The 25,622-nt window shown below is 71.1% G+C and carries 21 protein-coding genes; 6 read left to right on the top strand and 15 right to left on the bottom strand.

What is annotated here, in order from left to right; translation table 11 throughout:
• Positions 1-112: 112 nt before the first annotated feature.
• Both EG812_RS16935 and EG812_RS16930 read left to right on the top strand, forming a co-directional pair.
• On the top strand, positions 113-1,285 hold the full coding sequence (locus tag EG812_RS16935) for a 4-hydroxybenzoate 3-monooxygenase (protein ID WP_126712096.1): 1,173 nt from the start codon (positions 113-115) through the stop codon (positions 1,283-1,285).
• A gap of 195 nt (positions 1,286-1,480) precedes the next feature.
• On the top strand, positions 1,481-2,926 hold the full coding sequence (locus EG812_RS16930; RefSeq protein WP_126712095.1) for a PepSY-associated TM helix domain-containing protein: 1,446 nt from the start codon (positions 1,481-1,483) through the stop codon (positions 2,924-2,926).
• Positions 2,927-3,007: 81 nt separating this feature from the next.
• Here the strand turns inward: EG812_RS16930 and EG812_RS16925 are convergent, their stop codons facing one another.
• Positions 3,008-3,505, bottom strand: a complete 498-nt coding sequence (locus EG812_RS16925; RefSeq protein WP_013733695.1) for a GNAT family N-acetyltransferase — start codon at positions 3,503-3,505, stop codon at positions 3,008-3,010.
• A gap of 197 nt (positions 3,506-3,702) precedes the next feature.
• The gene (locus EG812_RS16920; protein WP_043720761.1) at positions 3,703-4,884 is read right to left on the bottom strand and encodes a macrolide family glycosyltransferase; all 1,182 of its coding nucleotides are present in this window, start codon (positions 4,882-4,884) and stop codon (positions 3,703-3,705) included.
• A 32-nt stretch (positions 4,885-4,916) separates the two neighbouring features.
• Between EG812_RS16920 and EG812_RS16915 the strand changes: the two genes are divergently transcribed.
• Positions 4,917-7,343, top strand: coding sequence for a glycoside hydrolase family 95 protein (locus tag EG812_RS16915; protein WP_332416552.1), 2,427 nt, complete (start codon positions 4,917-4,919; stop codon positions 7,341-7,343).
• A 5-nt stretch (positions 7,344-7,348) separates the two neighbouring features.
• Here the strand turns inward: EG812_RS16915 and EG812_RS16910 are convergent, their stop codons facing one another.
• From EG812_RS16910 to EG812_RS16895, 4 genes are all read right to left on the bottom strand, one after another.
• Positions 7,349-8,311: an aldo/keto reductase gene (locus EG812_RS16910; RefSeq protein ID WP_013733692.1), complete on the bottom strand. Its 963-nt coding sequence runs from the start codon at positions 8,309-8,311 to the stop codon at positions 7,349-7,351.
• Positions 8,308-9,096, bottom strand: coding sequence for an SDR family NAD(P)-dependent oxidoreductase (locus EG812_RS16905; protein ID WP_013733691.1), 789 nt, complete (start codon positions 9,094-9,096; stop codon positions 8,308-8,310). Before EG812_RS16905 ends, EG812_RS16910 begins: the two co-directional genes overlap by 4 nt.
• Positions 9,093-9,944 (bottom strand): fumarylacetoacetate hydrolase family protein, encoded by an 852-nt coding sequence (locus tag EG812_RS16900; RefSeq protein WP_043720758.1) that lies wholly within the window; start codon positions 9,942-9,944, stop codon positions 9,093-9,095. The genes EG812_RS16905 and EG812_RS16900 overlap by 4 nt, the downstream gene beginning before the upstream one ends.
• A gap of 82 nt (positions 9,945-10,026) precedes the next feature.
• On the bottom strand, positions 10,027-11,301 hold the full coding sequence (locus EG812_RS16895) for an MFS transporter (protein ID WP_233579511.1): 1,275 nt from the start codon (positions 11,299-11,301) through the stop codon (positions 10,027-10,029).
• Positions 11,302-11,630: 329 nt separating this feature from the next.
• On the opposite strand from EG812_RS16895, the gene EG812_RS16890 reads away from it, so the two are divergent.
• Positions 11,631-13,001, top strand: coding sequence for an extracellular catalytic domain type 1 short-chain-length polyhydroxyalkanoate depolymerase (locus EG812_RS16890; RefSeq protein ID WP_013733688.1), 1,371 nt, complete (start codon positions 11,631-11,633; stop codon positions 12,999-13,001).
• 105 nt (positions 13,002-13,106) lie between these two features.
• Here the strand turns inward: EG812_RS16890 and EG812_RS16885 are convergent, their stop codons facing one another.
• The 4 genes from EG812_RS16885 to EG812_RS16870 all read right to left on the bottom strand — a co-directional run bounded on the left by EG812_RS16885 (position 13,107) and on the right by EG812_RS16870 (position 17,517).
• Positions 13,107-14,042: an oxidoreductase gene (locus EG812_RS16885; RefSeq protein WP_013733687.1), complete on the bottom strand. Its 936-nt coding sequence runs from the start codon at positions 14,040-14,042 to the stop codon at positions 13,107-13,109.
• A gap of 112 nt (positions 14,043-14,154) precedes the next feature.
• On the bottom strand, positions 14,155-16,188 hold the full coding sequence (locus EG812_RS16880) for a cellulose binding domain-containing protein (RefSeq protein ID WP_013733686.1): 2,034 nt from the start codon (positions 16,186-16,188) through the stop codon (positions 14,155-14,157).
• 376 nt (positions 16,189-16,564) lie between these two features.
• On the bottom strand, positions 16,565-16,756 hold the full coding sequence (locus EG812_RS16875) for a DUF397 domain-containing protein (protein ID WP_126712094.1): 192 nt from the start codon (positions 16,754-16,756) through the stop codon (positions 16,565-16,567).
• The gene (locus EG812_RS16870) at positions 16,747-17,517 is read right to left on the bottom strand and encodes a DUF5753 domain-containing protein (protein WP_126712093.1); all 771 of its coding nucleotides are present in this window, start codon (positions 17,515-17,517) and stop codon (positions 16,747-16,749) included. The genes EG812_RS16875 and EG812_RS16870 overlap by 10 nt, the downstream gene beginning before the upstream one ends.
• A 203-nt stretch (positions 17,518-17,720) precedes the next feature.
• On the opposite strand from EG812_RS16870, the gene EG812_RS16865 reads away from it, so the two are divergent.
• Together EG812_RS16865 and EG812_RS16860 are read left to right on the top strand one after the other, a co-directional pair.
• Positions 17,721-18,074 carry a hypothetical protein gene (locus EG812_RS16865; RefSeq protein WP_126712092.1) on the top strand — a complete coding sequence of 118 codons (354 nt, stop codon included), beginning with the start codon at positions 17,721-17,723 and terminating at the stop codon, positions 18,072-18,074.
• Positions 18,071-18,328, top strand: coding sequence for a hypothetical protein (locus EG812_RS16860; protein ID WP_013733682.1), 258 nt, complete (start codon positions 18,071-18,073; stop codon positions 18,326-18,328). Before EG812_RS16865 ends, EG812_RS16860 begins: the two co-directional genes overlap by 4 nt.
• Positions 18,329-18,427: 99 nt before the next feature.
• Here the strand turns inward: EG812_RS16860 and EG812_RS16855 are convergent, their stop codons facing one another.
• The 5 genes from EG812_RS16855 to EG812_RS16835 form a co-directional block, all read right to left on the bottom strand.
• Entirely contained in the window at positions 18,428-20,056 is a 1,629-nt protein-coding gene (locus EG812_RS16855; RefSeq protein WP_013733681.1) for an isovaleryl-CoA dehydrogenase, read from the bottom strand.
• The gene (locus EG812_RS16850) at positions 20,053-20,949 is read right to left on the bottom strand and encodes a bifunctional helix-turn-helix transcriptional regulator/GNAT family N-acetyltransferase (protein ID WP_013733680.1); all 897 of its coding nucleotides are present in this window, start codon (positions 20,947-20,949) and stop codon (positions 20,053-20,055) included. Before EG812_RS16850 ends, EG812_RS16855 begins: the two co-directional genes overlap by 4 nt.
• Before the next feature lie 98 nt (positions 20,950-21,047).
• Entirely contained in the window at positions 21,048-22,313 is a 1,266-nt protein-coding gene (locus tag EG812_RS16845; RefSeq protein WP_232510808.1) for an MFS transporter, read from the bottom strand.
• 121 nt (positions 22,314-22,434) lie between these two features.
• Entirely contained in the window at positions 22,435-23,565 is a 1,131-nt protein-coding gene (locus EG812_RS16840; RefSeq protein WP_126712091.1) for a glycoside hydrolase family 26 protein, read from the bottom strand.
• The gene (locus EG812_RS16835) at positions 23,553-25,445 is read right to left on the bottom strand and encodes a glycosyltransferase family 2 protein (RefSeq protein ID WP_232510807.1); all 1,893 of its coding nucleotides are present in this window, start codon (positions 25,443-25,445) and stop codon (positions 23,553-23,555) included. The genes EG812_RS16840 and EG812_RS16835 overlap by 13 nt, the downstream gene beginning before the upstream one ends.
• Between the last annotated feature and the right edge of the window lie 177 nt (positions 25,446-25,622).

Below are 25,622 nucleotides of genomic sequence, written 5' to 3'. Positions count from 1 at the left end.
GCAGGTTGGCCTTCCACTGGGTGGAAACCGACAGCGGCGGCCCGGGACGGTAGCGGGCAGGCTGAGGGCGGTGGAGACGGCGACCACGTCGCCGACGAGCAAGGAGGCACGGATGCGTACCCAGGTCGGCATCGTCGGAGCGGGACCGGCCGGTCTCATGCTGTCGCACCTGCTGCATCGGCAGGGCATCTCGTCGGTGGTGCTGGAGAGCCGCAGCCGCGACTACGTGGAGCACCGGGTGCGCGCCGGCGTGCTCGAACAGGGCTCGGTCGACCTGCTGCGCGCCACCGGCCTGGGCGACCGGCTGGACCGGGAGGGCCTGCGGCACGAGGGCATCGAGCTGCGCTTCGACGGCGAGTCGCACCGGGTGGCGATGACCGAACTGACCGGCCGGGCGATCACCGTGTACGGGCAGCAGGAGGTGGTCAAGGACCTGATCGCCGCGCGGCTGGCCGCCGGTGGCACGATCCTGTTCTCCGCCGAGGCGACCCGGCTGTCCGGCCTGGAATCGCCGTCGCCGGTGGTCCACTACCGGTACGAGGGGCGCGACGAGGAACTGCACTGCGACTTCGTGGTCGGCTGCGACGGCTTCCACGGGGTGAGCCGCTCGGCCGTCCCCGACGGGGTGCTGCACACCTACGAACGCACCTACCCGTTCGCCTGGCTGGGCGTCCTGGCCGCCGCCGCACCGGCGGTCGACGAACTCATCTACGCCCACCACGAACGGGGTTTCGCCCTCTACAGCATGCGCTCGCCGGAGATCTCCCGGCTCTACCTGCAGGTCCCGGCGGACGAGGACATCGCCGACTGGCCCGACGAGCGGATCTGGGCCGAGCTGCGGACCCGGTTGGAGACCGTGCCGGGCTGGAGCCTCAACGAAGGGCCGATCCTGGAGAAGGCGATCACCCCGCTGCGCAGCTTCGTGGTCGAGCCGATGCAGTGGCAGCGGCTGTACCTGGCCGGCGACGCGGTGCACATCGTGCCGCCCACCGGCGCGAAGGGCATGAACCTGGCCCTGGCCGACGTGGCGCTGCTCGGTGACGGCTTCGCCGCCTGGTACGCCGACGGTCGCACCGACCTGCTCGACGACTACTCGCGTACCGCCCTGCGTCGGGTCTGGCGGGCGCAGCAGTTCTCCTGGTGGATGACCTCGATGCTGCACCGCCTCAACGCCGACGACCCGTACGAGGCGAAGCTCCAGTCGTCGGCGCTGCGCTACCTGACCACCTCCCCCGCGTACGCCACAAGCCTCGCCGAGAACTACGTCGGCCTGCCGACCGTCTGAAGGAAGGGCACCTTATTAACGCCTCGGGTAGAGGAAGGTGCCCTTCTTAACAGCACCCGCAGATGGCGGGAACCGGAGTCGTCTGCTGTCCGACTAGGTACCCGTAGCGACGGGCGTCCGGGCGAGACGCAGCATCACTGACCCGAAGGGCACGGGCCAGGCTACAGAAGGCTCCTACTCCGATCGGAAAAGTGCATGTCTCTGACCGACGTCTCCGGCCTGCCGGATTCCGCTCCCGAGCCGTCCACTGTCGAGCCACCGTCGGGTCGGCCGCAACGGCGGTCGTCCCCGCTGGCGGCGCTGCTGGTGCGGCTGCACTTCTACGCCGGCATTCTGGTCGCCCCGTTCCTGGTGGTCGCCGCGTTGACCGGCCTGGCGTACACCGTCACGCCGCAACTGGACCGGGCGCTGCATGGTGACCAGCTGATCGTGACCACCAGCGGCGAGCAGCCACGACCACTGGCCGAGCAGATCACCGCCGCGCGGGCGGCCCACCCGGACGGCAGCCTCGTGGCCGTGTCACCCGGCACCGCAGACCGTACGACAGCTGTGGTGTTCGCCTTGCCGGAGTTGGGCGACAAGCAGCACACCGTCTACGTCGACCCGTACACCGGCACGGTGGCCGGGCAGTTGACCACCTGGTTCGGCTCCACCCCGGTCACCACCTGGCTGGACGACCTGCACCGCAACCTGCACCTCGGTGCCGTCGGCCGGCACTACTCGGAGATCGCCGCGAGTTGGCTGTGGGTGCTGGCGCTCGGCGGCATCATCCTGTGGTGGCGTCGCCGCGCCACCGGGCGGGGACGGGTACGGCACCTGCTGGTGCCGGACCTGTCGACCGGGCGCGGAGTACGCCGGACCCGGGGCTGGCACGCCACTCTCGGCGTCTGGCTCGCCGTGGGCCTGCTTGTCCTCTCGGCGACCGGGCTGACCTGGTCCCGGTTCGCCGGCGGCAACTTCTCCGCCGGCCTGACCGCGCTCGACGCCGCCCGCCCGACCCTGTCCACGAGTCTCACCGCCGCTCCCGTTGACGGTGGCGGGGAACACCACCACGGCGGCGCACCGTCGCCGACGGCCGAACCGACGACCTTCGACCGGGTGCTCGCGGTGGCCCGGGACGCCGGGCTGGACGGGCCGGTCGAGATCAGCCCGGGTGAGGCCGGCGAGGCCTGGGTGGTCGCCCAGACCGACAACACCTGGCCGGTCGGCTGGGACCGGGTGGCAGTGGACCCCGACGCCGGTACGGTGACCGCGCGCAGCGACTACGCCGACTGGCCACTGCTGGCCAAGCTCAGCGCGCTCGGCATCCAGGCGCACATGGGTGTGCTGTTCGGCCTGGTCAACCAGATCCTGCTGGCCGCCCTCGCGATCGGTCTGCTCTGCGTCATCGTCTGGGGCTACCGCATGTGGTGGCAACGCCGCCCCACCCGGGTCGACCGGCGGGCCCTTGTCGGCGCCCCGCCTGCCCGGGGTGCCCTGCGCGGACTGCCCTGGTGGGCGCTGCTGCCGGGCGTGCCGCTGGTCGCCGCGCTGGGCTGGGCGCTGCCGTGGTTCGGTGTGACGTTGCTCGGCTTCCTGGCCGTCGACGTGGCCCTGGGCCTGGCGGCCCGACGACGCACGGGCCTGACGTCCGTCGGGTGAGGCACTGCGTTTCGGCGCGATGGCGGTGACCGGGTGCGCCCGAAGCCGCCATCACGCCGAAACGGAGTCGATCACCGCGGGTCAGTCGACGACCGGGCTGCGCCGTTCCAGCAGCGTGACGTCGCGCCAGCGGCCGTGGTGGCGGGCCACCCGCTCGCGGACGCCGACCACCCGGAATCCCGCCCGACTGTGCAACGTCAGGCTGGCGGTGTTCTCCGGGAATACCGCGGACTGGATGGTCCAGATGCCCGCCGCCTCGGTCGAGGCGATCAGGCCGTCGAGCAGCAGGCGGGCCACTCCCCGGCCCTGTGCCGCCGGGTCGACGTAGACGGAGTGTTCCACCACACCGGCGTACACCGGCCGGGTCGAGGTGGGCGACACGGCGACCCAACCGAGCACCGTCCCCGCCTCGTCGACCGCCACCAGGCGATGCGCCGGCAACCGCCCGGCGTCGAAGGCCGCCCACGTCGGGGCGACGGTCTCGAAGCTGGCCTGTCCACCGTCCAGCCCGGCCTGATAGATCGTCAGCACCCGGTCGGCGTCGGCGGCCGTCATCGGCCGCAACACCACCTCGGCCATCGGCCCCCGCTCTCGTTCGCTCCGTACCTGCTCAGGGGCGGTCTCCGGGGTCCGGAACGCGCCCCGCCCCACCGTACTCCGGCACCTCACGGCCTTGATCATCGGCACCCGGCCGGGAGCCCTCCGGCCTCATGCCAGCCGGCCCGCCGCCGAGAACCCCTCGGGCGGCGGGCCGACATCATGCAGGGCAGGTCGGGTCAGCGTTCGGTGAGGTAACTCTCCACCGCGTGCGCTGCCTTGGCGGTGCCGCCGTCGGCCCGTACCTCGGCCTGGGCCTCGGTCAGGCGGCCGCGCAGCGCCGTGTCGTCGGCGACCGCGTCGACGGCCGCGCGCAGCGTCTCGGCGGTGACCTCCTCGGCGGGCAGCAGCCGGCCGAGGCCGGCGTCGGCCAACTGTTGCGCATTGGCGAACTGGTCGACCGCCTGCGGGATCGCGACCGTGGGCACCCCGAACCAGAGCGCCTCGGTGCAGCCGCCCATGCCGGCGTGGGTGACGAAGGCCGAGGCGTGGGCCAGCACCACCAGCTGCGGCACCCGGCGATGCACCTCGACGTTGCCGGGCAGCGGTCCCAGGTCCGCCGGGTCGACCTTGTCGCCGATGGCGATGACCACGTGCCACGGCGAGTCGGCGAACCCTTCCAGGCAGGCCCGGTACACCGGCAGCTGGTCGTTGTAGGCCGTACCGAAGGAAACCAGCAGGACCGGCCGCCCGTCGGTGGGCGGCGTCCACCCCGGCTCGGTGAGCCGGGCCGGGTCCAGGCACGGGCCGACGAAGCGAACCGTCTCCGGCACCCGGTCGGCGTTCGGTTGCATCACCCGTGGGATCAGCGACAGCACCCGCTGGGGAAAGGTGACGAAGGTGCGCGAGTCCTGGTGGATGCCGTGGTCGGCCAGCCAGGCGTCGAAGGTGGCGTAGTAGTCCCGCCCGGACGCCGAGGAGGTCAGCGCGGTGAAGAACTCGGCCATGTCCTGCTCGTAGCCGGTCCAGGCGACCATCGTCGGTGACAGTTGCACCGCCGGCACACCGTACCGCTCACCCAGCAACGGGCCCGGCAGGCCGCCGATGTCGTAGAGCACGAGGTCCGGCCGGTCCGCGTCGTAGCGTGCGGTCACCTGCGGCAGCACCGCGATGCCCTCGTCGAGGAAGACCCGCATCGCCGTGGCCGGGTCCTCCGGCCACGGCGTGTCGCCCTGCGGCAGGATCGTCGGGTGGGCGATGGGCTCGGCGCCGGTCGGCGCGACCAGGCCGGTGAGCGGTTCGCCGACCACGTAGGTCACCCGGTGTCCCCGGTCGACCAGTTCGCGGATCAGCGCCAACGAGGGGTAGATGTGGCTCGGCGCGGTGCAGCCGACCATGGCGATATGAGCTGGTTTACGCATTCGAGATAGGTCCCGTCGAGTCGGAGAGACGTGTGTCATCCGAGGGTCGAGGCGACGCGGACCGGGCCACTCACCGGGGTGAGGGCGTCATCGGGCCGACGAGGCACCGGTCAACGACCGGTGCGACGCGCGCCGCCTCAGGCGGAACGCAGGCGCATGAAAGCGATGATCATGTGTACGACCCTAGTGCGGCAGATCAGACCCGTCAAACCGGAAACACCGGTACGTCTTGTCGGCCGCGGACATCAGCCGGTACTGTCGCGACAATAGCCACCGATCAACCCGCCGCCACCCCGACCGGCCGGCACCTGCTCTGGTTTCGGCGGCCCGCCGTGGACTGGCAGTCCCAGGCCCTGCCGATCGGCAACGGCCGCCTCGGTGCCATGCTCTTCGGCCAGCCCGACCACGAACGCATCCAGTTCAACGAACAGAGCCTGTGGGGCGGGGTCGACGACTACGACAACGCCCTGGCCGGGCAGCCCGACGACGTGTTCGACCCGAGCATGACCGGGTTCGGCTGCTACCTGGCCTTCGGCGACCTGCACCTGCGCTTCCACGCCCACCAGCAGCCGGACGTCGACTACCGCCGGGCGCTGGACCTGGAATCCGGCATCCACACCACCCGCTTCGGTGCGCCCGGTCGACGTGTGCGGCGGGAGGCGTTCGCCAGTCGTAGCGCCGACCTGCTCGTCCTGCACTACGCGGCCGAGCGGGCCGACGCGCTCGACTGCGACATCACCCTGACCAGCGCGCAGGACGCGACCGCGACCGCCGACGCCGGGACCATCGCCTTCCGCGGCACGCTGGGAAACGGGCTGCGGTACGCCGCAGCCGTCCGGGTGGCGGCCACCGACGGGCAGGTCAGAGCCGACGGCCATCGGTTGCAGGTACGGTCGGCGACCCGGCTGACGCTGCTGCTGGACGCGCGTACCGACTACCGGCTCGACGCCGCCGCGCGGTGGCGGGGCGCGGACCCGGAGCCGGCGGTGCGCGCGGCGCTCGACGCGACGGCCGGGCAGCCCTACGCCTCGCTACGAGCGGCACATCGGGCGCGCAGCAGGGCGGTGGCCGACCGGGTACGGGTGAGCTGGGGTGCCAGCGCCGACGAGGTCGTGGCGTTGCCGACGGACGAGCGGCTGGCCCGCTACCGCGCGGGCGGCGTCGACCCCGAACTGGAACAGACCATGTTCGTGCTCGGCCGGTACCTGCTGCACAGCTCCTCGCGGCCCGGTGGCCTGCCCGCCAACCTGCAAGGGCTGTGGAACGACAGCAACCAGCCGCCCTGGGCGGCGGACTACCACACCAACATCAACGTCCAGATGAACTACTGGTGCGCCGAGACCACCGACCTGGACGACAGCCACCGGGCGCTTGTCGAGTTCGTCCGGCAGGTGGCGGTGCCGAGCCGGGTCGCCACCCGCCACGCCTTCGGCGCGCACACCCGAGGGTGGACGGCCCGCACCAGCCAGAGCATCTTCGGCGGCAACGCGTGGCAGTGGAACACCGTCGCCAGCGCCTGGTACGCCCAGCACCTCTACGAACACTGGGCCTTCGGTCAGGACGTCGGCTACCTGCGGGACACCGCCTACCCGATGATCAAGGAGATCTGCGAGTTCTGGACCGACCGGCTGGTCGACGACGGCACCGGCCGCCTCGTCGCGCCGCAGGGCTGGTCACCGGAGCACGGCCCACGTGAGGACGGCGTGCCGTACGACCACCAGATCATCCGGGACCTGTTCCAGAACTACCTCGATTGTGCCGCCGCCCTCGACGTCGACCACGATTACCAGGCCACCGTCACCGACCTGCGATCGCGGCTCGCACCGGACCGGATCGGCAGGTGGGGTCAGCTCCAGGAGTGGCGAGCCGACCGCGACGACCCGGACGACCGGCACCGCCACACCTCGCACCTGTTCGCCGTCTACCCGGGCCGCCAGATCACCCCGGCCGGGTCACCGGCACTCGCGGCCGCCGCCCTGGTGTCGTTGACGGCCCGCTGCGGTCGGCACGACGGCGGCCCGGTCAGTGACACCACTGTCACCGGCGACAGCCGCCGGTCGTGGACCTGGCCCTGGCGGGCGGCGATCTTCGCCCGGCTGGGCCAGGCACCGCAGGCGTGGACCATGCTCCACGGGCTGCTGCGGCACAACACCCTGGACAACCTGCTGTGCACCCACCCGCCTATGCAAACCGACGGCAACTTCGGCATCACCGCGGCGATCGCCGAGATGCTGCTGCAGAGCCACGACGGCACCATCCACCTGCTGCCGGCCCTGCCACCACACTGGACCGACGGCAGCTTCGCGGGGCTGCGGGCCCGAGGCGGCTACCGGGTCGACTGTGTCTGGCGGGCCGGCCGGGTCACCGACTTCACGATCACCGCCGACCGCGCACCCCACTGCGACCCGGTCGTGGTCCGTTGCGACGGCCGGGACGTGCTTGTCGAGCCGGCACGCTGAGCACCTCAGGACGTCAGCAGGCCCTCGGCCGCCAGGTCGTCCCAGAGCGCGTCGGGCACCGGCTCGGCGAGCAGTTCGGCGTTACGCATCACCTGCTCGACGCTCTTGACCCCGACGACCACGGTCGCCACCGCCGGGTGCCGGGCCACGAAGGCCATCGCCGCCTGCGGCAGGGTCACCCCGTGTCGCCGGCACGTGGCGGCGATGCGGACCGCCCGGTCGTACACCGGCTGCGGGACCGGACGGTAGTCGTACATCCGGCCTGGTTCCTCGGTGGCCAGCACACCGCTGTTGAAGACCCCGGCGGCGAGCACCGACACCCCACGTTCCTGGCAGGCGGGCAGCAGGCGTTCCTGCGCCGACTGGTCGAGCAGCGTGTACCGGCCGGCGAGCATCACGGTGTCGATGTCGGTCTCCACCACGAACCGGTGCAGCATCTGCCACTGGTTCATGCCGACGCCGATGGCACCCACCACGCCCTGCGCCCGTAGGTCGTGCAGCGCCGGATACGCCTGCTCGACCGCCTGCTGCCAGTGGTCGTCGGGGTCGTGCAGCAGCACCACGTCGATGCGGTCGAGTCCCAGCCGGTCGAGGCTGGACTCCAGCGACCTGCGGACCCCGTCGGCGCTGAAGTCCCACTCGCGGACGTGGTCGGCCGGCACGTCGAAGCCGCCTTCCTCGTCGCGCAGGTGCGCGGTCTGCGGCGAGGGCACCAGCAGCCTTCCGACCTTGGTGGACACGGTGTACTCGGCGCGGGGCCGGTCGGCCAGTGCGGCCCCGAGCCGGCGTTCGGACAGGCCGAGGCCGTAGTGCGGGGCGGTGTCGAAGTAGCGGATGCCCGCCTCCCACGCCGCGTCGAGGGCGGTGTGCGCCGTCTGCTCGTCGACGGTCCGGTACAGGTTGCCGATCCCGGCCGCGCCGAAGCCGAGCGGACTGACGGTCACCGTCGAGTTGCCGAGCCGTCTCATTGCTGCCTCGATTCTGCGGTGGGGGTGGTGGTTGTCGGTGGGCGCAGGCGCAGCCCGTGCATCCCGCCGTCGACGGCGAGCACGGTTCCGGTGGTGGCGGCGGCCAGTGGGCTGGCCAGGTAGGCGACCGCCGCCGCGACCTCGGCGGGGGTGACCAGCCGTCCGATGGGCTGGCGGGCGCGCAGGGCCGCGTACTCGGCGGTGGGGTCGTCGGCGGCGTCGACCAGGCGGCGTACCCACGGGGTGTCGACGGTGCCGGGGTTGACGCAGTTGACCCGGATGCCCTCACCGACGTGGTCGGCGGCCATGGCGAGGGTCAACGCCTGCACCGCGCCCTTCGTGGCGCTGTAGAGGGCCCGGCCGGGCAGGCCGGCGGTCGCCGCGATCGAGCAGGTGTTGACGACGGCGGCGGACGCGGAGACCCGCAGGTACGGCAGGGCGGCCCGGGTGACCCGGACGATGCCGACGACGTTGACGTCGTACACCCGGTGCCACTCGTCGTCCGACTGGGCCTCGATGGTGCCCTGCGCGCCGGCACCGGCGTTGTTGACCAGGATGTCCAGCCCGCCGAGCCGGTCCACGGCAGCACGCACCGCCGCGTTCACCGAGTCGGCGTCCCCGACGTCGCACGCGATGGCGTGCAGCGGCGCGGGCACCTGCGACGGGTCGAGGTCGAGGCAGGCCACGGCGGCACCGCGCGCGGCCAGCAGCTCGGCCACCGCCAGGCCGATGCCCGATCCCCCGCCGGTCACCACGGCCGCCAGCCCGGCGAACTCCCCGCTCACGCGGTGCCGACCGGCTGGCGTTGCCGACCGAGCCCGTCGATCTCCAACTCGATCACGTCGCCACCGCGCAGGTACGGCTTCGGCTCGGGCATCCCGAGCGCCACCCCGGCCGGGGTGCCGGTGTTGATTAGGTCGCCCGGCTCCAACACCATGAACTGGCTGACGTAGTGGACGATCTCCGCCACCCCGAAGATCATGTTTTTGGTGTTGCCGTCCTGGCGCAAGATGCCGTTGACGCTGCACCGCAGGCCCAACTGCTGCGGGTCGGGCACCTCGTCGGCGGTGACCAGCCACGGGCCGAGCGGGTTGAACGTTTCGCAGGACTTGCCCTTGTCCCACTGGCCGCCGCGTTCCAGCTGGAACTCGCGTTCCGAGACGTCGTTGGCGATCGTGTACCCGGCGACGCAGTCCCACGCCTCGGCCGGGCTCGCCAGATAGCGGGCGGTACGGCCGATGACGACGGCGAGCTCGACCTCCCAGTCGGTCTTCCGGCTGCCCCGGGGGATGAGCACCTGGTCGTTCGGCCCGACCACGGTGTTCGGCGCCTTCATGAACAGGACCGGCTCGGCGGGCGGCTTCGCGCCGGTCTCGGCGGCATGATCGGAATAGTTCAACCCGACGCAGACGATCTTGCCCGGTCGGGCGATCGGGGCGCCGATGCGGGCCGTGGGATCGGCCTCGGGAAGCGTGCCGCCGTCCACCGCCGCCCGGACCTCGGCCATGCCGTCCCCGCCGAGGAACGCCGCGTCGATCTCGGACACCAGGCCGGACAGGTCGACCAGTCGGCCGGCCCGGTCCAGTGCGGCGGGCCGCTCCTGCCCGACCGCTCCCACTCGCAGTAGCTTCACCGTGCACCCTCCGGCCAGACATCGGATCTATCGCCCTGGTTCTATCCGGATCATCGAGCACCGGCAAGCCCCGACCGGAAACTCAGGCGGCAGCGCGTTCGGCGGCCTCGATGGCGGCGTCGGTGACCCAGAACATGCCGACCAGCAGGATCAGGGCCAGCACGCCCATGATGACGAAGACCGCTTGGAGGCCGAACACCTCGGCGAGCCCGCCACCGACCAACGCCCCCAGCGGCATGCTCCCCCAGGCCAGCAGCCGGTAGCCGCTGTTGACCCGCCCGAGCAGGCGGTCCGGGGTGATCTGCTGGCGCAGCGAGACCGTGATGACGCTCCAGGAGGTGAGCAGGATCCCACCGACGAAGAAGACTCCGCCGAGGACGAACGGGTTGGTACTCACCGCCGGTACGCCCACGACGACCGCGATCGCGACCATCGCGACGCCGAGCGCGCGGGCGCGGCCGAGCAGCCGCTCGATCCTCGCGGCGACGAGCGACCCGAGCACGATGCCCGCCGCGAGGGTGGTCAGCAGGAGGCCGTAGCCCGGCTCGCTGAGCCCGATGGCCGAGTTCGGCCCGACCGCGTACAGCACCAGCACCGCGAAGGTGGCCGTGGTGGTGAGGTTGCTGACCCCGACCATCAGTGCCAGGGTCCGCAGCAGTCGGTGTCGCCAGAGGAACCGTACGCCTTCGGCGATGTCGGCGCGCAGCGTGCTCGTGCCCTGCCGCGCAACCCGGAACCGGCCGCCGACCAGCAGCAGGGCCACCACGGCGGCCGCCCAGAGCCCGGCCGGCCCGAGCATCGCGTACGCGACTCCGCCGGCGACGAGGAAACCGGCCAGCGGCGGGCCGACGAACTGGTTGGCGGCCAGTTCGACGGCGTACAGCTGTCCGTTGGCGCGGGGCAGCGCCGCGCGCGGGACGAGTTGCGGCAGGATCGACTGGGCCGAGGTGTCGTACAGGGTCTCGGCGGTGCCCGCGCCGAAGGCCACCAGGTAGAGCAGCCAGATCGAGCCGGCGTCGAGGGCCACGGCCAGGGCCAGCGTGCCGAGCAGGGCCGCCCGGAGGCTGTTGGCGGCCAGCATCACCTGTCGCCGGTCGAGCCGGTCGACGAGCGCGCCGGCCGGCAACGCGAACAGCAGCCAGGGCAGGCTGAACGCGGCGGCCACCCCGGCGACGAGCACCGGCGAGGTCGTGTAGCCGACGGCGGTCAGCGGCAGGGCGATCTTGACGATCCCGTCGGCGAGGTTGGACACCGCCGACGCCGACCACAACCGCCAGTACCGGCCACCCAGACCGCCCGAGCCCGTGCCCGTCTGCTCTGAGCCGGCCGGTCGCGCGGTCGCTACTGGCTCATCCACCCCCGTCACCGGCAGATCATCGCAGACCTCGCGCCCCTGCTCGACCCCGCCGGTACACGGCGGTCGACCGGCCGGAAACCGACCGTGGAGAACTGCGATCATGGATGACCGGAATTATCGATATTCACAAGCATCTTGCTCCGACCCATGGTGCACGCCCATACTTTGGCTACACGCGAGCAGCGGATTGGCACGAATTGCACCGTTGGCACGGCGAGGTGGACGGACACCAGGTTCCGTAGGGCAGCACCTCGCGCATCGCGACGCCGGTCCTCGTCCTCGGTCCACGCCTTTCTGCCGTGGCCCGGTCCGGCGCGCTGTCGTAGTCCATGGAGGTGGACGTGAAACGAACCGTAGCGGCGCTGGGATCCCTGGCTGCCGCGTCCCTTCTCGCCGTGACGGGCGTGCTCTTCGCCCCGTCACCGGCCTCCGCCGCGTCCCTGGTCGAGGTGACCAACTTCGGCACCAACCCGGGCAACATGCGGATGCACATCTACGTGCCGGACGTCCGGCCCGCCAATCCCGCCGTCGTGGTCGCCATGCACGGCTGCGGCGGCAACGGCCCCGGGTTCTACTCCGGCAGTGAGTTCGGCCGCCTCGCCGACCAGTACGGCTTCGTGGTCATCTACCCCACCGCCACCCAGCAGGCCGGCTTCGGCAACTGCTTCGACGTGTGGTCCGCCGCCTCGAAGGTGCGCAACGGTGGCAGTGACCCCGTGTCGATCATGTCGATGGTCAGCTACGCCCAGCGCCAGTACGGCGGCGACCCGCAGCGGGTGTACGCCACCGGCAGCTCGTCGGGCGGCATGATGACCCAGGCCCTGATGGCGCTCTACCCGGACGTCTACAAGGCCGGCGCGGCGTTCATGGGCGTGCCGTTCAACTGCTTCGCCAACGCCGCGGACTTCCCGCCCACCAACAGCCAGTGCGTCAACGGTCGGATGGACCGGACCCCGCAGCAGTGGGGTGACGCGGTCCGGCAGGCGTACCCCGGCTACACCGGTGCTCGCCCGCGGGTGCAGCTGTGGCACGGCACCAACGACAACCTGATTCCCTTCCAGCTCCTGCAGGAGTCGGTGGAGCAGTGGACCAACGTGGCCGGGCTGAGCCAGAACCCGACCCGCACGGACACCCCACAGGCGAGCTGGAACCGGCGTCAGTTCGCCGACTCCACCGGCACGGTGCGGGTGGAGGCGTACGCCATCCAGGGTGCCGGGCACAGCCTGCCGTCGACCGGCATGGCCCGGGCCGCCATCGACTTCTTCGGTCTGACCAGCACCACTCCGCCGCCCACCACCCCGCCGCCGACGACTCCGCCGCCCACCACTCCCCCGCCGACCACGCCGCCGCCCACCACTCCGCCGCCGACGACCCCGCCGCCGGGTGCCACCTCCTGCCGGGTGCAGTGGACGGCCGACACCTGGAACAACGGCCTGGTCGCCAACCTCACCGTCACCAACACCAGCCCGGTTGCGGTCAACGGCTGGACGGTGCAGTGGACCTGGGCCAACAGCCAGCAGGTGACGAACGCGTGGAACGCCACGATCACCCAGAGCGGCAACCAGGTGACCGCCCGCAACGTCGGCTACAACGCCACCATCGGGGCCAACCAGAGCATCACCTTCGGTTTCCAGGCCACCCACACCGGCACCAACACGCCGCCTGACCGCTTCACCCTGAACGGGGCAGCCTGCAGCTGACCCCTCGACCAGATCGGTGCCCCGGCCGTCGACGGCCGGGGCACCGGCACGCCCGGTCCGCGCGGGCACGCCTCCCCGACGACCTGACTCAGGCGGGCGTACCGCTCAGGATGTCGTGGCGTCGACCGGCGGCAGGTCGATCGGGACGCCGGTCAGGCGTTCGCTCTGCGCCCACAGCTGCTGTGCCACCTCGACGTCGACGGCGCGGGCGCTGCGGGTCGCGGGCACCGGCGGGCCGACGTTCTCCGCCCGGTGCGCCGGGCCCCAGTAGCTGCCGCCCTCGGCGTCCGGGTCGGTGGCGGCGCGCAGGATCGGCAGCGCCCCCTCGGAAAGCGGCATCGCCAGGTACCGGCCGATGCCGTTGACGATCGTGACCAGACGGTCGCGACCCTGACTCGGCCCGGTGTACGTCCACCCAGGATGGGCGGCGGTGACCCGCAACGACGTTCCGGCCCCGGTCAGCCGCCGATGCAGCTCCAGGGTGAACAGCAGCATCGCCAGCTTGCTCTGACCGTAGGCGGCGAACCGGGCGTAGCGCCGCCGTTGCCAGTTCAGGTCGTCGAGGTCGATCCGCCCGGTACGGTGCGCGTTGCTTGCCACGTTGACGATCCGGGCCTGCTCGGTGGCGAGCAGCAGCGGCAGCAGCCGGCCGGTGAGCGCGAAATGGCCGAGGTAGTTGGTGCCGAACTGCAGCTCGAAGCCCTGCCGGGTACGCCGCAACGGCGGATACAGCACCCCGGCGTTGTTGACCAGCAGGTCGAGTCGATCGTGCTCGGCCCGGTAGGCGGTGGCGAACGCGGTCACCGAATCGAGGTCGGCCAGGTCCAGCGGACGGCAGTGCACCTCGCTGCGCGGGTGCCGGGCGCGGATCACCTCGGCCGCGGCCTCACCCCGGCCGCGATCCCGGCAGGCGAGCACCACTCGCGCACCCTTGCCGGCCAGCGCTCGTGCCGTCTCCACGCCGAGCCCGCTGTTGGCCCCGGTGACGATAGCCGTGCGCCCCCGCTGGTCCGGAATGTCGTCGTACGTCCAGTGGGGCATCTGTCGCTCCTCGATCCGCTCGGGACCTGGCCGACACGACCAGGTTGGGCTCGTTCACGGCGACCCGGTGCGGTCCGCCGGCGGGATGACGCCGCCGGCGGACCGCACGGGGTCAGCCGATGGTGCAGAGGGTGCCGTTGAGCCGGAACGCCGTCGGTACGACGTTCGGCCCGCTGTACTCGCCGACGAGGCCGACAGTGGTCGAGGCCCCGGCGGAGAGTCGACGGTTGTCGTCGTTGCTTGTCACCCGCACGGTGCTGCCGACCTGTTCCCAGGTGGCGCTCCACCCGCTGCCGACCCGCTGCCAGGAGGTGGGCCAGGTCCAGGTCAGGGTCCACCCGTCGATGGTGTGCTCGCTGTTGTTGACGATGTCGACGTTTGCCACGTAGCCGTTGCCCCAGTCCGTGGTGCTGGTGAAGCGGACGGCGCATCCGCTGGTCGCGGGGCTGCCGGTGGTGAAGGTCAGCGGCGGGGACGCCCAGGAGACCCGTCCTGTGGTGTCGCGGGCCAGCACGTTGACCGTGTACCTGCGGCCCGGCACGAGGTTGCCGACGGTCAGGCTGGTCCCGGAGGTCTCGCCGAGCTGCTCACTGACCGCACCGTTCTGCCGGTGCACCTCGTACTTGGCGATCGGGGCGGCCCCGGCGGTGGCGGCCGGCCAGGTGATCGTCACGTCCCGGTCGGTGACGCCGGTCGCGCTGGGTTGGCCGGGCGCGCCGGGTGCGCCGGTGACCGCAGCCGCCGGCCGCACCACCAGGGTGGTCAGCGAGTACGGCGGCAGCGTACGGCTGGTCGCCTCGCCGCTGCGGGCGGTGGTGACCTCGGTGGCGCCGTTGGTGTGGGTGTGCACCGTCGGTGCTCCGCTGGCCGGGGCGAACCCGGCGTAGTCGATGGTGACCGGGTGGGCGTTCTCCGGGTCCTTGTTGATCAGCAGCACCGCCACCTCCCCGTTGGCCCGCCGCACCGCATGCGCACTGACCAGTGGCTGGTCGGTCTCGGCGCGGATGAACTGGTCACCGGTGCGGGCGAACCGACTCATCATGGACAACCCGTGATAGGCGGCGAACGGGGTGTTCACCGGCGGTTCGCAGACCGAGCCGTCCGCGGTGCAGGTGCCGCTGGAGAGCAACCCGAAGTCGCCGTAGTCGGTCTGCCCCGCCACGGTGCTCACCCGGCCGATGCCGTTGTGCACGTTCCACCAGTGCACGGTGAAGACCCCGTTGGCCAGCAGACCGCTGTAGGCGTCGGCCAGGAACAGCGCGGCCGGTTGGCTGGTCATGCCCTCGGAGGTGACGTTGACCTCGGTGAGGCTGATCCCGATGCGGTCGGCCTGGGACCCGGCGTACCGGGTGATCTGCTGGCGCAGCAGGTACACCGCGTCGGTGATGTGGCTGGTCCGGGGCAGCGACTCGGCGGGGCTGCCGCCCGGGTACCAGTGCACGTCCACGAAGTCGATCGACGGCCCGGCGATGGACAGCACGGTCTGGTTCCACGGGCCCGGGTCGTTGCCGGCGGTCAGGCCGTCCGGCCAGTTGGCCGGCATGGTCAGCACCGCGCCGACCTTGATGGTGGGGTCGGCGGCCTTCATCGCCTCGGCGTAGTCGACCACCAGGTTCGCGTAGTAGGTGGCGCTCTTGTCGGGGTGGTGGTCGGCCTCCCAGGCGGACCCGTAGTGACCGTTGCCGTAGTTCTCGTTGCCGACCGTCCAGTACCGCGCGCCGTAGCCCTTTGTCACGTTGGCGTACCGCACCCAGTCGGCCGCCTCCTGCGGCGTGCCGGTGCCGTAGTTGGCGATGATCATCGGTTCGGCGCCGACCCGCCGCACCGCACCCATAAAGGTGTCGAAGTCGGTGCCGGGAGCGACGTAGCCGCCGGGCGCGGTGTGGTCGCGCCAGTGGTAGATGTCGGCGTACGAGCCACCGGGGTAGCGCATCATCTGCACCCCGGCGTCGCGCAGCAGGTCCGACGTCTCGGGGGTGGCCAGATACTGGTCCCAGATGGCGTGGTTGACGCCGAGCGCGGTGTCGGGCACCCGGGCCAGCCCGGCCCGCGCGTTCACGCTCACCGTCACCGGTGCCGTCGCCGCGTCGGCGCTCGGGGCGTCGACCCCGGTCACCACGCCTGTGGCGAGCAGCAGGCCCGCCACGAGCAGCGCACCTCCACGCCGGGGCAGTCGCCACGATCGGGCCGAGGATCGAACACCGTGCCTGTTCGGAAATCTCATGGTTGTCCTTTTTCGATCACGAGCGAGATCCGCCCGGCCGACAGCCCACGACCGGCGGCGGAGAAGAGAGAACGACCAGCTCACCTGCCGTCACCCGCCGCAGGCCCGGACGGGCCCCGGCTGCCCATCGGGCGACGGTCACTCGCGCGACAACACATCGACAGATCAGAATTGCACAGCGTACGGCGATCACTCAACGTCTCGGGCCCAGAAGGCCGATGCGAGGCGGACGAGAAAAGCGCCCGTCCCGGCTCGGGGAACGGGCGCTTCGCGCATCCGGGTCAGGGCCGCTCGCCGGTCAGGCCCGCTCGGTCACCTGGGCGACGAACGCCTTCCAGGCCGCCGGACCGAAGGCCAGCATCCCGCCGTCACGGTCCTTGGAGTCCCGGACGAGAACGACCCCGGAGAGATTGTCCGCGACCTCGACGCAGTCACCGCCGTTCGCACTGCTGCGGCTGCTCTTGCGCCAGGTGGCACCGATCAGGTCCATGTCTCAGCCACTTCCCTCAGGAGCTCGATTGACTGCCGGTGGGACAAGGCCTCACCTCGCACATTCTCCCACGCAGCCATAAGGGCAACCAGCTCTGCCGGATCAGACACCACCTTGCCGTGCAGCTGCGTGTCCAGGTATCCGGCGGTGCGGTTGTCAGCGCTACTGGCGATCACGAACGGCCCGGACAGGCCAGCGTATGCCCCCGCAGACAGCGGTACCACGTGCACACGAACGTGCGGCAGATCCGCCGTCGCAGCCAGCGATTCCACCTGCTGCCGCATCACCTCGGGCCCACCCACGCTGCGCCGCAGCGCCCCCTCGTCGATGACCGCGGTCAACCACGGGGGAGCATCACCGGAGAGCACCGATTGACGTGACATTCGCGCCGCCACCAGCCGCTCGATGTCATCCGGTGTGTACTGCCCGGCCGACCCGAAGAGTGCCCGCGCATATCTCTCTGTCTGCAACAGCCCCGGCAGGACCAGCGGTTGGTATGAGCGCAGCGAGCGCGCCTCGCGCTCGATTGCCTCCCACGGACGGAACCACACGAGATCCCGATGCCGTCGATTTGTGTCCGGCCATATGTCCGACACATTCTGTCCGAGTGCGGCTGCTGCCGCGCTCCGGTGTGCCGGGTGTGGAATGCGTCCCTCGCGAAGCCAACGGTCCGTCGTCTTGGGGTCCACACCGATCTGGCCAGCAAGGGATTCCGTTGTGTGGCCGGCCCGCTGAAGCGCCACTCGTAGTGCGTCATTCACTGCGACACCTCTCGACACAAGGGATTCCTCGACACCATATCCCTACGCGGTGTCACTGTCTCCACACTGACGGCAAGGTGGCGGTAGGCGGTGTTCACGGGCTGGACCAGTAGCCCCCGTGGGCGCTGCACGGGGGCCGACCTGTCCGTACACCTTCGAGGGTCGGCCCCCTTCCACGACGCGCACCGACGGGAGGGCCGCCCATGCCCGCGCAGAGACCAGCGCACGCCGCCACATCCCACGGAACCGCCCCGAGACGGGCCGCGAGCCCGACGCCCACGCGACCGGACGGCACACCACGGGTCGCTCCCGGCGCGTACCTGCTGACCCGGGCGGCGTCGCCGCAGTTCAGTCAGCCGATCGTGGTCCGGGTGATCCGCGAGTTGGTCGAGCGGCAGCCGTACGACGGTTGGGCCTGGGTGGATTGTTACGTGCTCGACCGCCACGGCGACGCGACGGAAAAACGGCAGTTGTTCGTCCGCCCGGACGGGATGCGGCCGGTGCAGATCCGACCGGTTCCGTACGCCGAGCGGCACCGCGCCAAGGTCGGCCGGTGAGCGCGCCGCACGCCCGGGATCATGTCGCCTCGCGTCCGACGTGGCGCTGCCGGGCGTGCGGGGTCGTGTGGCCGTGCAGTGCGGCGAAGGTACGTCTGCTCGCCGAGTACCGGGGCAACACCCCCGGGCTGATGGTCTACCTGGTGACGCTGCGCGAGGAGGCCACCGCCCAACTGGCCGAACTGAACCCGAGCACGCCCCTGCCGGACCTGCACCGACGGTTCACCGACTGGGTTCGCGTCCGGTCGACGTAGCGAGCGGGTGCGCCGGAAAGGCTGTGGCAGTAGAGCTGCTCTGCGTCGGCGTGTCGTACCGCTCAGCTGCCACAGTCCTGCGTTCCTGGGGCAGTACAGCTAGGGCAGCTTCGGGGTGGCGCGGGCGAGGAGGGTGGGGAAGTCGACGCCGGGGGGCAGGGTGCCGTAGGCGTGGCCGTGGTCTGCGGCGAGTCGGGAGGCGCAGAAGGCGTCGGCGACCGCCGGGTGGCCGTGGCGCACCAGCAGCGCGCCCTGCAACACCAGGGCCAACTGCTCGACCAGCCGGCGGGCGCGTACCTCCCGGTCGGCGGGGTCGGCGAGGGCCGCCTGCACCTGGCGTACCGCCGCGTCGAGGCGCGGGTCGGCACCGGCGGCGGCGTCCAGCTCGGCGCGGAAGGCCGCCAGCACCTCGGGCTGGCCGGCGAGCGCGCGCAGCACGTCCAGCGCGGCCACGTTGCCGGAACCTTCCCAGATCGAGTTCAGCGGTGACTCGCGGAACAGCCTCGGCATGCCGGATTCCTCGACGTAGCCGTTGCCGCCCAGGCATTCCAGGGCCTCGGCGGCATGGCCGGGCCACCGCTTGCAGACCCAGTACTTGCCGATGGCCAGCGCGATCCGTTTGAACGCCGCCTCGGTCGCGTCGCCCCGGGCGGCCCGGTCGGTGGCTCCGGCCAGCCGCATCATCAGGATCGTGGCGGCCTCGGACTCGATGGCCAGGTCGGCCAGCACGTTACGCATCAGCGGCTGGTCGATCAGGGCACGACCGAAGGCACGCCGATGCGTGGCGTGGTGCACGGCGGTGATCACACCCTGGCGCATGCCGGCCGCCGCACCGATCACACAGTCCAGCCGGGTCAGGTTGACCATGTCGATGATGGTGCGTACGCCCCGGCCCTCGTCACCGATCCGCCAGGCCGCCGCCTGCTCGTATTCGACCTCGGCGGAGGCGTTGGAACGGTTGCCGAGCTTGTCCTTCAGGCGCATCAGTCGCATCGGGTTGCGGGTGCCGTCGGGCAGCACCCGGGGCACCAGGAAGCAGGTGAGGCCGCCGGGCGCCTGCGCGAGGGTGAGGAACAGGTCGCACATCGGCGCGGAGGTGAACCACTTGTGCCCGACCAGCCGGTAGCTGCCGTCGGGTTGCGGGCGCGCGGTGGTGGCGTTGGCGCGGACGTCCGAGCCGCCCTGCTTCTCGGTCATCGACATGCCGGCGAGCAGTCCCCGCTTGGTCAGCGGCGGGCGCAGCCCGAAGTCGTACGCCCGGGTGGTCAGCAGTGGTTCGTGGTCGGCGGCCAGGTCCGGCGCGTGCCGCAACGCGGGCACCGCCGCGTAGGTCATCGAGATCGGGCAGCCGTGCCCGGCGTCCGGACGCCAGGTGTAGAACTTCGCGGCGCGGGCGACGTGCGCGCCGACCCGCTCGTCGGCCCAGGGCGCGGCGTGCAGACCGTGCTCGACGGCGGTACGCATCAGCTCGTGCCAGGACGGGTGGAACTCCACCTCGTCGATGCGGTGACCGTAGCGGTCGTGGGTACGCAGCACCGGCGGATATTCGTTGGCCAGCCGACCGTGCTCGATGGCGGGCTGGCTGCCGGCGAGCCGACCGAGGTCACGGACCTCCCCGACGGCCCAGCCGGCACCCTCACGGGCGAGGCCTTCCAGCAGCGCCGGGTCGTCGGCGGTGTCGTGGTCGATCAACGGGGGGACCTGGTTGGACACCTCGTGTGTGGTCACGGCGACACCCCCGGCGCGTGGTGCAGTTGCTTGGCGAACCAGTGATCAGGGTACGGGCTCGTGTTGTATCGCGGGATCTCCTCGTATCCGGCGCTGCGGTAGAGCCGGATCGCCTCGGTGAGGGCGCGGTTGCTGTCCAGGCGTACGCAGTCCGCACCGGCTGCCGCGGCGTGCCGTTCCAACTCGGTGAGCAGCCGTCGGCCGACACCGAGCCCGCGCACCGTGCCGGAGACCCAGAGGCGCTTGATCTCGGCGGGCCCGTCGGGGTCGAAGCGGACCGACCCGCAGCCCACCGCCTCGGAGGCGAGGGTGGCGACCAGGAACACCCCGGCGGGCGGGACGAACTGCTGGTCGTCGTCGGTGTCGAGGGTGAACCCGGACTCGAACCGCTCGGCCAACTCCGCCGCGTACGCCCGCAGGCAGGCACGGGCACGCGGATCGGCGGGCGGGCAGACCTCGACGGTGACCATCGAGGCCATCAGCAGCCGTTGCACCTCGTTCATCGCGGTGGTCAACCTGTCACGTTGGCCGACGGTCAACGGGGCGAGCATCGACCAGGCCAGTTCGTCGGATCGGCGATCGAGCAGTGCCCACTCGGCACGGCCGGCTTCGGTGAGCCGGGCCATGCGTACCCGTCCGTCGCCCTCGGCCGGTGTCACCACGACCAGTCCCGCGCCCTCCAGGGTGCGCAGCAGCCGGCTGAGGTATCCGGCATCGAGGTCCAGCCGGTTGCGCAGCGCCGCCACCTCCGCCCCGGCGGGGCCGATCTCCCAGAGCAGCCGGGACTGGGCCAGCGGCCGATCGCGGGCCAGGAACTTGTCGTCCAGCGCGCCGACACGCTGGGTCACCGTGCGGTTGAAGCCCCGCACCACGTCCACCAGTTCACGCTCCATGTTGTCTGACTTTAGTCAGCTATTCTCTCCGACGGTAGGGCGGATCCGCATCGGACACCCGGAGCACCCCAACCGGGCAGCCGAAAGTCCAACGCCGGTCAACGCCGGTCGGCGCGGCGCAGGGAGGGCGAGGTCAGTGCCGTCACCGCCGCCACGGCCAGCACACCGGCGCAGCCGTACAGCAGCGCCGCCACCGGCACGACCTCGGCGAGCGAACCGAGCACGTTGAGGGTGAGCAGCAGCGGCAGGCTCTGCACGAGCACCAGCACCGACTGCACCCGAGACACGTGTGTGTCCGGGGCGACGGCCAGGATCAACGGGCCGACATGGGTGGCGAAGCCACCCGATCCGACACCGATCACCATCCCGGCGGCGACCGAGACCGACAACGAACCGGCCGCCGCCCCCAGGGTGACCACGCCGACGGCGGCCACCAGCAGCGCGGCAGCGCTGGCCCGACCGGGGTCGGGCAGGGCGCCACGCACCAACACGAGGATCGCGACGGTCGCGGTGCCGAGCGCCAACGCCGCGACGACCGCACTGGTGGCCGGCGACGACCAGGTGCGCTCCCGCCCGAGCAACGGTACGAGCAGGCTGGACACCGGCAGCAGGAAGCCTGCGGCCACCCCGACCAGCAGCATTGCGGGCCGCAGTACGGCATGCGAGGCGGCGATCCGCAGGCCGTCGACCGCAGCCCGCCACAGTGGTTGCGACGGCGGCTGCCCGTCCGGCAGTTCCGGCGATCCGCTCGGCCGTCCGCCCATGGCCGCACGGAGCACCACCAGGACCGCCAGCATCAGGGCGAAACTTGAGGCGTTGGCCAGCGCCACTGCGGCGAGCCCGAGGGCGGCCAGCAGCAGGCTGCCCGCCGCCGGCCCGACGAACATGGCGAGTTGACCGGCAAGGTGTCGGGCCGACATCGCCCGCGCCAACCCGGCCGGTGGCACCAACCGCCGGGGCATCGAGCCCGTGCTGGGCAGGTAGAAGGCGTCCACGACCCCGATGGCCAGGGCTGCCAGCAGCAGTGGCAGCCACGGATCCGCCGCCGACCACACGGCGGCGGCCAATGCCACGGTGACGACGACCATCGCCGCGTCCGAGACCACCATGACGGTCCAGGCGCCCAGCCGGTCGGCCACCGCACCGCCGACCAGCAGGAGCAGGGCCCGGGGCAGGTTGACGGCGGTGAGCACCAGCGCGGCGAAGCCGCCACCTGCTCCGGCCGCCACCCAGGCCATCGCGAACGCCATGGCCTGAACGCCGATCAGGGACAGCGTCGTCCCGCCCAGCCACGCCCAGTACGCGCCCGGCACCGCTGTCGCACTGCCGCTCGATGGCGCCCTACCGGTAGATGTCGCCGCCACGGTTCCTCCCGATCACCGCATCGCGCCGACCGTTGCCGGTCGGTGTCTCGCGTCCGGCACTGTCCGGCCTCGACCCGGTCGAGAGTCAAGTCGGCACGGGACCGGCCCCGGCGGGCGACCGTCAGTCGGCCGGCTCGGTGCGCGGCAGCATTTCGGGCGACCAGGTGAAGCGGTAGCGCGGATCGGACACGGCCTGGGCGAAGGCCGCCGAGACAGCCGGGGAGCTGACGATCCGCCAGTCCCGTTCCTTGTTCACCTCGAACCAGATGAGCCCGATGATGCCCTCGTGCTCGGGTAGCGACCGGAACGTCTCAGTGATCCATTCCGCCTTGCGGCCGGCGATGTCGGAGGCCGCGGTCTCGGTGATGACCAGCGGTTTGGCGCTGAAGGCACGGATCTCCCCGATGGTCTCCTTGAAGATCGCGTCGAAGGACCGGTATTTCGAGAAGGCGCCCATGCCGTAGTAGCCCGAGATGCCGATCCAGTCGACGTAGTCGTCCCCCGGGTAGAGCGCGGAAAGCTTCGGCGTCGAGCCGTCCCATCTGGCGTTCGGGCTCCACACCCAGATCACGTTTGTCGTTCCGGCAGCCTTGAACAGATCGTGCAGGTGGCGCCAGGCCTTGACGTAGTCGCCCGGCTGATTGCCGTTGGCGGTCTCGCACCACGGGTACCAGTTGCCGTTCATCTCATGGGCGAACCGGATGGCCACCGGGTAGTCGAGCGCCTTGATCCCCTCAGCCCAGGAGCGCAGGTAGTCATCGAAGTCGCCGCGCGTGATGTGGGACAACCGGTAGTCGGGCTGACGGGAGCGGAGCCGGTCGATCGTGCCGCGGGCGGCTCCCTTCTCACGGGCCTGCTCGTCCAACCGGTAGTCCCATGGTTCCCAGGCCAGCATCGGCAGCATGCCCCGACCGCTTACCGCGTCGAACAGCGTCCGGTCGAAGGTGTCGGTCGCCCAGCCGGAACCGAAGAGCATGACCTGCGGATGGTGCTTCGCCGTCGCGGTGAAGGCGTCCACGGGTGTGAAGTCGTGCGGTCCCTCCTTGGTCGCGATGCCGATGAACACCTTTTCCGCTGGCGGGAAGACCTCGGGCGGGGATGGCGAAGGGCTCGGTTCGCGTACCGCCGCCTGGTCCGCCGGGGCGGATTCCCGCCTCCCGGACCCGGTGCCCGGTGCGATGGCGAAGGCGTACGCCAGCAGCAGCGCGCCGACCAGCGACATGGCGACCCGCGGCAGAGTCAGCCGTGCCATGGCACCTCCCGGGAAGCGACCACCGGTGCCGTCGCCCGGACCCGCCGGTGGCGGACGGCATGACGCCCGGTCGGACTGGCGCGGCGCGAGCGCCAGGCCAACAGAGCCGACCCGCACGCGATCAGCGGTGGGCCGAGGCCAGTCAGGAGGGTCAGCAGAGGCCATACCCGCAGTGGTGTGCGGCCGTGTTCCAGCACGAAGCTCACGGCGAGCAGGCCGGCGGCGAAGGCCGCCCAGCACAGGTGCAGCCGGAACGTGTTGAGCGATTCGGTGGTGCGTAGCCTGCCCTTGGCGGTCACCACGAACCCGAGCTTGCGGCGCAGCAGCGCGCCGACGGCAGCCGCCACGTAGATCGGGCCGGCGAACAGCGCCAGCGCCATGCCGACCAGGCCGATCTCCTCCCGCTCGTGCGGCGCGATGTTGAATCGACGCAGCCAGAGCCAGAGCACGAACCAGGTGCAGATGGTGGCGCCCCACAGCACCGACCACACGGCGATGTCGACCCGGGCCGCGCTCACCCCGGTGAGCAGGTACGCGGCGGTGGCGAAATTGCCCAGCAACAGACTGACCGCGACGCTCGGGTAGTAGAACTGGAGCAGCCGGTAGTGCCAGCGCCGTCGGGACCGTAGTTCGCGCGGCGCCCGCAACTCGGGGCGGACCAGTATCTCGCAGATTCCCGCCGCCCACCGCTTCTGCTGGTTGAAGTAGTCCGCCCACGATGTCGGGCCTTCCCCGATGGCCACCACGTCGGGGGTGTAGACGCCCTTCCACTGGTTGCCGGTCTGCGGGTTCACCGCAGCGTGGATCCGGATGCTGGTCAGGTGGTCCTCGATGATCGAATCCTGGTAGCCGCCGATGCTGCGCCAGGCGGACGGCCGGTACAGGTGGCCGGTGCCGGTGAGCAGTGGGGCGTCCAGTCCGTTGCCACCGCGGGCGATCAGTCCGTTGTAGAGATACTGCTGGACCGACGCGCCGTGGGCGACCATGTTCTGGTGCATGTTGCCGTAGACCTGTGGCGTCACCACGAAGGCGACGTCCGGGTCGCGGAAGTAGCCGAGCGTACGCTCCAGGAAGTTGGCCAGCGGCACGTGGTCCGGATCGACGTTGGCGACCACGTCGTAGTGGTGCTCGTGCTCGGCCCGCCAGGCGTTGTGGTTGCCGGACTTCGTCCTGGTGCGGAACTCGCCGTCGGGCTGGTTGTACTCCGGTCTTCCCTTGCGGCTGAAGTGGCGTACGCCGAGCCGCGCGGCCATCTCCTTCACCGCCGGATCGTCGCCCTCGTCGAGGATCCAGACATCGACCTGACCGCAGTAGACGATCTGCCGCATGCGCCGCAGGGTCCGCTCGGCGACGTCGATCGGCTCCTTGCTCGGCACGATCGTGGTGAGCAGCGCCACCCGCAGGCCGACCGGAGGATCGACCGGGATCGGATCCTTGGCGTGGTACGCGAACACCCAGACGACCATGTTCTGCGCGAGGCGGATCAGTTCGACGCCGACGATCACGCAGAAGCCGAGCCGGGCCACGGCGGTCTGCCAGTCGCCGAGCCCCGTCACGCCCGAGCCGGGTACGTGCTGGGGAAGCAGCAGCCAGCCGACGAGCAGCAGTCCGGCCGCACTGTTGACGAGGACCAGCAGGGTCAGTACGAGCCGCGCCGCGGGCGACAGGACGGATCGGAACTCGACCGCCGCCTGCGGATGTCGTGGCGCGACGAGAGTTCCGGCACTCGCCCCGCAACTCGCGTACGCGATGCGAGCACTGATGTTGAGTTGACGACGGTCAGGGCGTCGGGCGGGTGACGGCCGGACCGCGGTGCTCTCTACGGGCCCGCCTCCGGGCGGCCTCTCCGCCACGTCCCGAGACAGGCGTGTGTCGGTCACGACGCCCACGTTGCCCCCCAAGGGTCGGAGTTCCCTGGCCTTCATGAACACGGCCATGCTGATCGTAAGGACAGATACCGGCAAACTTCTCAGATAGCTCTGTTCGGCCCCAAAGGGCTACATATCTGCTCTTTCATCTACCAGCAGGGCAGGATTGAGTCCCGCGTCGCGGAACGG

The sequence above is a fragment of the Verrucosispora sp. FIM060022 genome, from assembly GCF_003977705.1.
In the GTDB taxonomy this organism is placed as follows: Bacteria; Actinomycetota; Actinomycetes; order Mycobacteriales; family Micromonosporaceae; genus Micromonospora; species Micromonospora gifhornensis.
Note: the sequence above shows the minus strand (reverse complement) of the source record. Positions and strands in the feature narration are given on the sequence as shown.

What these genes read in the sequence shown, in the direction of transcription:
- EG812_RS16850 (WP_013733680.1), bottom strand. Translation starts at nt 20,949, where the DNA reads ATGGAGCGTGAACTGGTGGACGTGGTGCGGGGCTTCAACCGCACGGTG.
- EG812_RS16910 (WP_013733692.1), bottom strand. Translation starts at nt 8,311, where the DNA reads ATGAGACGGCTCGGCAACTCGACGGTGACCGTCAGTCCGCTCGGCTTC.
- EG812_RS16930 (WP_126712095.1), top strand. Translation starts at nt 1,481, where the DNA reads ATGTCTCTGACCGACGTCTCCGGCCTGCCGGATTCCGCTCCCGAGCCG.
- EG812_RS16925 (WP_013733695.1), bottom strand. Translation starts at nt 3,505, where the DNA reads ATGGCCGAGGTGGTGTTGCGGCCGATGACGGCCGCCGACGCCGACCGG.
- EG812_RS16935 (WP_126712096.1), top strand. Translation starts at nt 113, where the DNA reads ATGCGTACCCAGGTCGGCATCGTCGGAGCGGGACCGGCCGGTCTCATG.
- EG812_RS16920 (WP_043720761.1), bottom strand. Translation starts at nt 4,884, where the DNA reads ATGCGTAAACCAGCTCATATCGCCATGGTCGGCTGCACCGCGCCGAGC.
- EG812_RS16875 (WP_126712094.1), bottom strand. Translation starts at nt 16,756, where the DNA reads ATGGACCTGATCGGTGCCACCTGGCGCAAGAGCAGCCGCAGCAGTGCG.
- EG812_RS16885 (WP_013733687.1), bottom strand. Translation starts at nt 14,042, where the DNA reads ATGCCCCACTGGACGTACGACGACATTCCGGACCAGCGGGGGCGCACG.
- EG812_RS16890 (WP_013733688.1), top strand. Translation starts at nt 11,631, where the DNA reads ATGGAGGTGGACGTGAAACGAACCGTAGCGGCGCTGGGATCCCTGGCT.
- EG812_RS16865 (WP_126712092.1), top strand. Translation starts at nt 17,721, where the DNA reads ATGCCCGCGCAGAGACCAGCGCACGCCGCCACATCCCACGGAACCGCC.
- EG812_RS16840 (WP_126712091.1), bottom strand. Translation starts at nt 23,565, where the DNA reads ATGGCACGGCTGACTCTGCCGCGGGTCGCCATGTCGCTGGTCGGCGCG.